Genomic DNA, 6122 nt, shown 5'->3' with positions numbered 1-6122 from the left:
AAAATCAACTTGATAGGACAATCCGATTCCTTGTGTAAATCCTTCAATTTCACCAACATATTGTATTTGGTTTTGTCTGTTGAAGATTTTTGCTGTGAGTGAACGATCTTCATTTAAAGAAATTTCTATTTCAGCATCACCCACAATCGCTGTTTGCGTAACACCACCAACTGGAACTCCAATTTGCCCATTAAAGGTTATTTTATCACTTATTTGACTCGAAACGGTCAATCCTAATTGATTTGAGGTTTCTAAGTTTAAGGAACGATCGGCTTGACTAAAGTTTACTCCTATTTTCACAATATCATCTTCATCAGAAAGTGCATCGTTTACAATACTTGTTGCCGTTTCTATCAAATTTCCTGTCAATACACTTTGATTGATATTTACTTCATTTACAAATCGTCCTTGTGATAGTAGAGACAAAGCTTGCAATCTACGTTTGTCGTCATCATTTAGCAAAAAATTAGTCAATTCAGAGTTGGCGCCACCTTGCGTGGTTGGAAATTTGATATTAAATATAGGATCGGGTTTCATTAAATCGCCCGTAAGTCTAATTCCAACTTCTACCGGAATTTTTTTGTTATACGTTGGCGCATCTAGCAAAACATCAGGATTGGCTTGTAAATTGTATACTGCTTCTACATTTAATTGTGCTTTAAAAGGATCGCCTTCCCAAACAATAGTTCCTTCTGGTTTTAGCGTGAATTTTTTATTGATAATACCACGGTATTTAAAGTTGTATTCTCCTGTATCCGTAATAAAATCTCCAAACATATTAAATTTACCATTGGTATTAATTTGCATCAATAAATTTCCAAAACCGCTTCCGCGTATGCTACTTCCTGCTTTTCTGTCAACTTCTATTTCAACGACGGCATCTGGTGTAACATCTAAATTAAATTCTAATTCTAATCCTTTCACATCATTCAAAGCATTTTCATCTTGACTTTTAGGGTCATAAAAATCTTGTTTGGTTACAAATTTTATAAAAGATGCATCTCCGACAGAAGCTACATAACTAATCGGAATTTTTAAATCCGTTCCTTTTTCTGTACGTCCTTCAACTTTTATTGTTAATTCATCTGTTGGACCATAAATTAAGGCTTCACCACTTATATACCCAGTTCCGTAATATAAATTTTCTTCTTCTGCATCTTCGTCATACACTGTATTTAATACTAACAAAAGATCTGTAGTCAGTTTTAACCCTAAATTCCAATCGTCAAAAGAAGTATGTTTTATGGTTCCGTTTAGTTGTCCTTTTGTATAATCTTGTGTATCTAAAACAGTTACATCGTCAAATTCAAATGTTTGATCGTATAATTTTACTCTAGAACTGTTTGCCAAATCTAAATCTACATTTAGGTAGGGAATATACAATCCGCCAGCAAGAATACTTAATTCACCATTTATTGAAGGATTGTTGAGGTTTCCAACAACTTTTGCATTTCCAGATATGAGTCCTCTAATTTCCTCTATGACATCTTCTCCAAGTGGACTAAATGGAGATATGTCAAACTTGTCAATCCTCGTATCTACATTAATCGTATTGACATTGTTGGCCACATTGATTGAGCCGATTGCTGTTAATGATTCTATCGTTTCACTGACCAATTTAGCATTTACATTAAACTGCTCTAAACGTTCATCTCCTGTAATGTTTACGCTTAAATCACCAAGTTGTTTGTCGTTCACTTCTAAACTTGCAATTCCAAGATTTGATTTAGGAATGTAACCGCCATTTATCTGTTCAATATCGAGTTTCCCATTGACTTTTCCGCCCAAGCGAATACTATCAATAGATGGTGTAATTTTTTCTAATCCAACATCCGTAAATTGAAGGTTGATCCTTTTGTTATTTTCACCAAAGAGTTCTCCTTCTAAGTCAATTTTCTCATTTTCATGACTCATTACTATTTTTTCTATGAAGATAGAATCAAGTTTTTTGTCGAATATAAATCTGTTTTTGCGATCATTTTCAGCGTTGATAAACCATTTGTTTCCGCGAAATGATACATCTGATTTTTTGAGTCCTACTACCGATTTATTTAGACTGTCAATTGTGTGATAGAAACTTAAGTTATAATCATCTTCAAATCCGATTCCGCCTTTAAATTCTGTTTTAAAGAATAAAGTATCTTTTAATGTGGTATTAATCAAACTAAATTCTTGCGCATCATACCAATCTGTTGTTACATTAGCGACTTCTATATACGTATTGAATAACGGATTTTTATTGTCAATGATCATTTCTACATTATCAATTGTACTTCCGTAGGCAATAATTTGCGGTGTTTTAAATGTAAGTTTAAATTTATTTTCGTCTCCGCTGATACTTCCACGAAGCGAGGTGTTTTTTGATAATTCAACATCAGGAAGAAATACATCTACAATTTTATTATAAATTTTAAAATTGAACGCTAAATATTGATTCGGAAGCACTTCAATTGGTCTGTAATTGGCGTAAATACTTCCTATTGAGTTTTGTACTAGATCTAGTACTTCGTCAAAATGAAAACGTCCTGTAACTGTTCCTTTTATAATATCTGGCGAATCTATGGTTAGTTTGCGAATGTCTTTTTCATTAAATTCTGAGTGTACGCTAAAGTTTTTAAATGTGTACGTAGCATTTTGATTTGTGTAGGCAATTTTCTTGAAAAAGATATCGCCCGCCATATCATCAATGGTATTTCCGACAAGATCTAAAATCATGTCACCTTTTAAGAAGGAAACCTCATCTCTTGCAACAAAATTAAGTTTGTATAAATCTAATTTATTAATAGATGCTTTGAATCTAAATTCATTTACTTCTCCTGCAAAATTTGCCAATCCTTGAAAGTTAAAGTCTGCATTTGGATCTTTAGCAACTAAATTCCCATCAAATAATTGATCTTTTAAAACGCCAGAAATATTAAGGTCTGCATATGTATAATTGTTATAATGAATAGAACTTACGTTACCAACAACTTCTGTATTTAAACTTTCTTCAGTAAAGCCTTTTCCATCCACAAATACATCAGATGATACTTTACCCAACATAGGATCATTTAGATACGTTCCTAAATCGAACTCTACAAATTGTATATTCCCTACATACAAAGCATTTTCATTATCGCCAACATCTATAATATTTACATCAAGTATAGAACTTCCAAGTTCTGTATCAATACGAACATCTGCATCAATGATGGTTTCGGTAATTTCAGCATTTCCTTTTAGGTTAAATTGTCCTAAACGGCTGAGTCTTTTTGGTAAGTTTTTCCCAAGAATGCCTGGCAAAAGCGATGTTAACTGATAGTAGTTAGATGAAAAACGATCAAAATCACCTTTCATGTAAAACATTCTACTTGAATTGAACAAGTTTTTATATTGCACATCACCTTTTATAATGGTGCTTGGCGATCTAAAATCGAAACCTTTCGTGGTAAAGTCATTTAAAACTCCCGTAATTTCTGTACTAAATGTTCCTTGCTTGTTTCCGAATTCATCATAAAAATAATTGAGTTCGCTAAAGTCAATTTTAGAATCTGTAAAACGTGCCGTGAGTTGTACTTTGTCTAAAAAGTTGGCAAAATCTTTTCGTTCATAATCAAAAATCACTGAGCCAATTAGATGAGATTTGTCTGTTTTGATGACCAAATTTTCAAAGCGCATTTGCGTCAATGTGTATTGAAATTTAGAGTTCATTTCATTGACTCGAAGTCCGTGTTTATCTAAAAAAGTTAAGTTTTTAACATCTCCTGACACATTTGGACCTTTGACTTGAAAGCTATATACAGTTCCCGAAAGCTCTGTAAAATCGAGCATATCACTTGTACTGTTGTTTTGATCTTTATATCTAAATTTACTATTATTCAGTTTGAGTTTCGAACTCGTTAATAAGAAATTGGAAGGTGTTCCGTCAGAAGGTTCAGAATCGAGTTTTGCGATAAAAACATCTAACGTTGAATCAATTGAATCTTTTTCGGTGTTGATATTGAGTGTTAATCCATCAATATTTACGGTGCCGAATTCTAGTTTATTATTGATTGCATTGTTGAAGCTTAAAATAGACGTTTCTAAGGTATTAATATGAATCAGCGTATCTTTTAGGTAATCTTCAATGTAAATATCTTTCATTGAAATATCGCCATTCCATTTTAAACCAATTCTATCAATATTAATATTGGTATTGTACTTTTCGTTCAACCATTTCGTTGCCTTTTTTCCAACAGCAGTTTGTACGGCAGGAATCGAAAAAATAATTAACAACAGTAGAAATAGCAATATAATTGCTAACAATACTCGTTTGGTTATTTTCCAGACTCTTTTAATGGTATTTTTTTTAAAGGTTACTAATTGAACATATTCGGCACTGCAAATTCACAAAAAAAATATTACAAAACACTATGTTTAGTATATCTTTGTGACTTTATATCAATTTTTATGCCTTTTAAAAACTATGAGCACAAAAGATGTATATATTTTAGCTATTGAGTCTTCTTGTGATGATACTTCTGCCGCTGTTTTACAGAACGGAAAAGTATTGTCAAATGTTATAGCCAATCAAAAAATTCACGAAGCTTATGGCGGCGTTGTTCCCGAATTGGCGTCCCGTGCACATCAACAAAATATTGTTCCTGTGGTGCATCAAGCACTCGCTAATGCAAATATCGATAAAAAACAGTTAAATGCCATAGCTTTTACACGCGGACCAGGATTGATGGGTTCGTTGCTTGTCGGAACTTCCTTTGCAAAGTCGCTCGCACTTGGTTTAGCCATTCCGCTAATTGAAGTAAATCACATGCAAGCGCATATTTTAGCACATTTTATTGAAGATGAAGCGCAAACCATTCCGAAATTTCCATTTCTTGCTATGACCATTTCTGGTGGACATACGCAAATTGTCGTTGTAAAAGATCATTTTGATATGGAAGTCATCGGTGAAACTATTGATGATGCTGTGGGAGAAGCGTACGATAAAAGTGGAAAAATCTTAGGATTAACCTATCCTGCGGGACCAATTATTGATAAATTAGCGAATGAAGGAAATCCGAAAGCCTTTCCTTTTCCAAAACCAAAAGTACAAGGACTTAATTTTAGCTTTTCAGGATTGAAAACAGCGATTTTATATTTTGTACAAAGACAAACAAAGGAGAACCCAAATTTTGTACAAGAGAATTTAAACGATATTTGCGCCTCTATACAATACACGATTGTGAATATTATTTTAGACAAATTGAAGAAAGCCTCCAAAGAAACTGGTATTAAAACCATTGCTATTGGTGGTGGCGTTTCTGCAAATTCAGCGATTAGAAAAGCGTTGAAAGATGGCGAATATAAATATGGTTGGACAGCTCATATTCCGAAATTTGCGTATACAACCGACAATGCGGCAATGATTGGAATTGTTGGGTATTTAAAATATTTGAACGAAGATTTTACGGATCAATCTGTGACGGCGAGTTCGAGGATTAAGATTTAGGTCTTGGGTCTTGGGTCTTGGGTCTTGGGTCTTGGGTCTTAAAAAGTATGATTTTTGCTTTTTGTTGATTTGTCAATTTGTTTGTTTATTTGTTCTTAGAAGTAGCTTTTGATTAAAGAATCAATATTTAGTTTATAATTTAAAAATGCAACATTCATAATTTCATAATGCAGCTTAAAAAAATAATACTGACTTGCGTATTTGTTCTTCCATATTTTATGTTAGGACAGGATGAAATTTGGAAGAAAACGAAAGAAGAAGTTACTGAATTACTTTTAGGCGAATGGAAGACTGAATCTTATACTTTTGAAGGAAAGGAAAAAGTAATTGATCCTAAGAAAACTTTTGGGCTTCTTATCAACAAACTTAACGATACTTTAAAAGTCTCAGAATTATCATATTATCATAAAAAAATACAAATCATCGATTTTAATTTAAATTGTAAAATAGATGAAATGAAAAGTGACTATTTTCTCTGCATAGACTACAAATACAAAGAATTTTATCAACAAATTATAGCGATCAATTCCAAAACATTAATTCTTGAAGAAGGTCCCAATATTCGTACTTTGAAAAAAATCATGCGTTGATTTAAAATTTAAAACATAACATTTATAATTTCAAAAATGCAACTTTTTTACACACCAGAAGTAAC

Annotated in this window: 3 protein-coding genes; 2 read left to right on the top strand and 1 reads right to left on the bottom strand. The window is 32.6% G+C overall.

Annotation, left to right across the window (positions count from 1 at the left end):
* The coding region (locus tag AB8B65_RS15095) for a translocation/assembly module TamB domain-containing protein (RefSeq protein ID WP_405302096.1) at positions 1 to 4284 on the bottom strand (4284 nt) is incomplete at its 3' end.
* A 160-nt stretch (positions 4285 to 4444) separates the two neighbouring features.
* Between AB8B65_RS15095 and tsaD the strand changes: the two genes are divergently transcribed.
* Together tsaD and AB8B65_RS15085 are read left to right on the top strand one after the other, a co-directional pair.
* Positions 4445 to 5467: a tRNA (adenosine(37)-N6)-threonylcarbamoyltransferase complex transferase subunit TsaD gene (gene tsaD, locus AB8B65_RS15090; protein WP_405302095.1), complete on the top strand. Its 1023-nt coding sequence runs from the start codon at positions 4445 to 4447 to the stop codon at positions 5465 to 5467.
* 167 nt (positions 5468 to 5634) lie between these two features.
* Positions 5635 to 6057: a hypothetical protein gene (locus AB8B65_RS15085; protein ID WP_405302094.1), complete on the top strand. Its 423-nt coding sequence runs from the start codon at positions 5635 to 5637 to the stop codon at positions 6055 to 6057.
* Positions 6058 to 6122 lie beyond the last annotated feature (65 nt).

The sequence above is a fragment of the Kordia sp. genome, from assembly GCF_045105435.1.
In the GTDB taxonomy this organism is placed as follows: Bacteria; Bacteroidota; Bacteroidia; order Flavobacteriales; family Flavobacteriaceae; genus Kordia.
The sequence above is the reverse complement of the archived record's forward strand: the minus strand, read 5'-3'. Positions and strand labels throughout refer to the sequence as shown.

What these genes read in the sequence shown, in the direction of transcription:
- tsaD (WP_405302095.1), top strand. Translation starts at nt 4,445, where the DNA reads ATGAGCACAAAAGATGTATATATTTTAGCTATTGAGTCTTCTTGTGAT.
- AB8B65_RS15085 (WP_405302094.1), top strand. Translation starts at nt 5,635, where the DNA reads ATGCAGCTTAAAAAAATAATACTGACTTGCGTATTTGTTCTTCCATAT.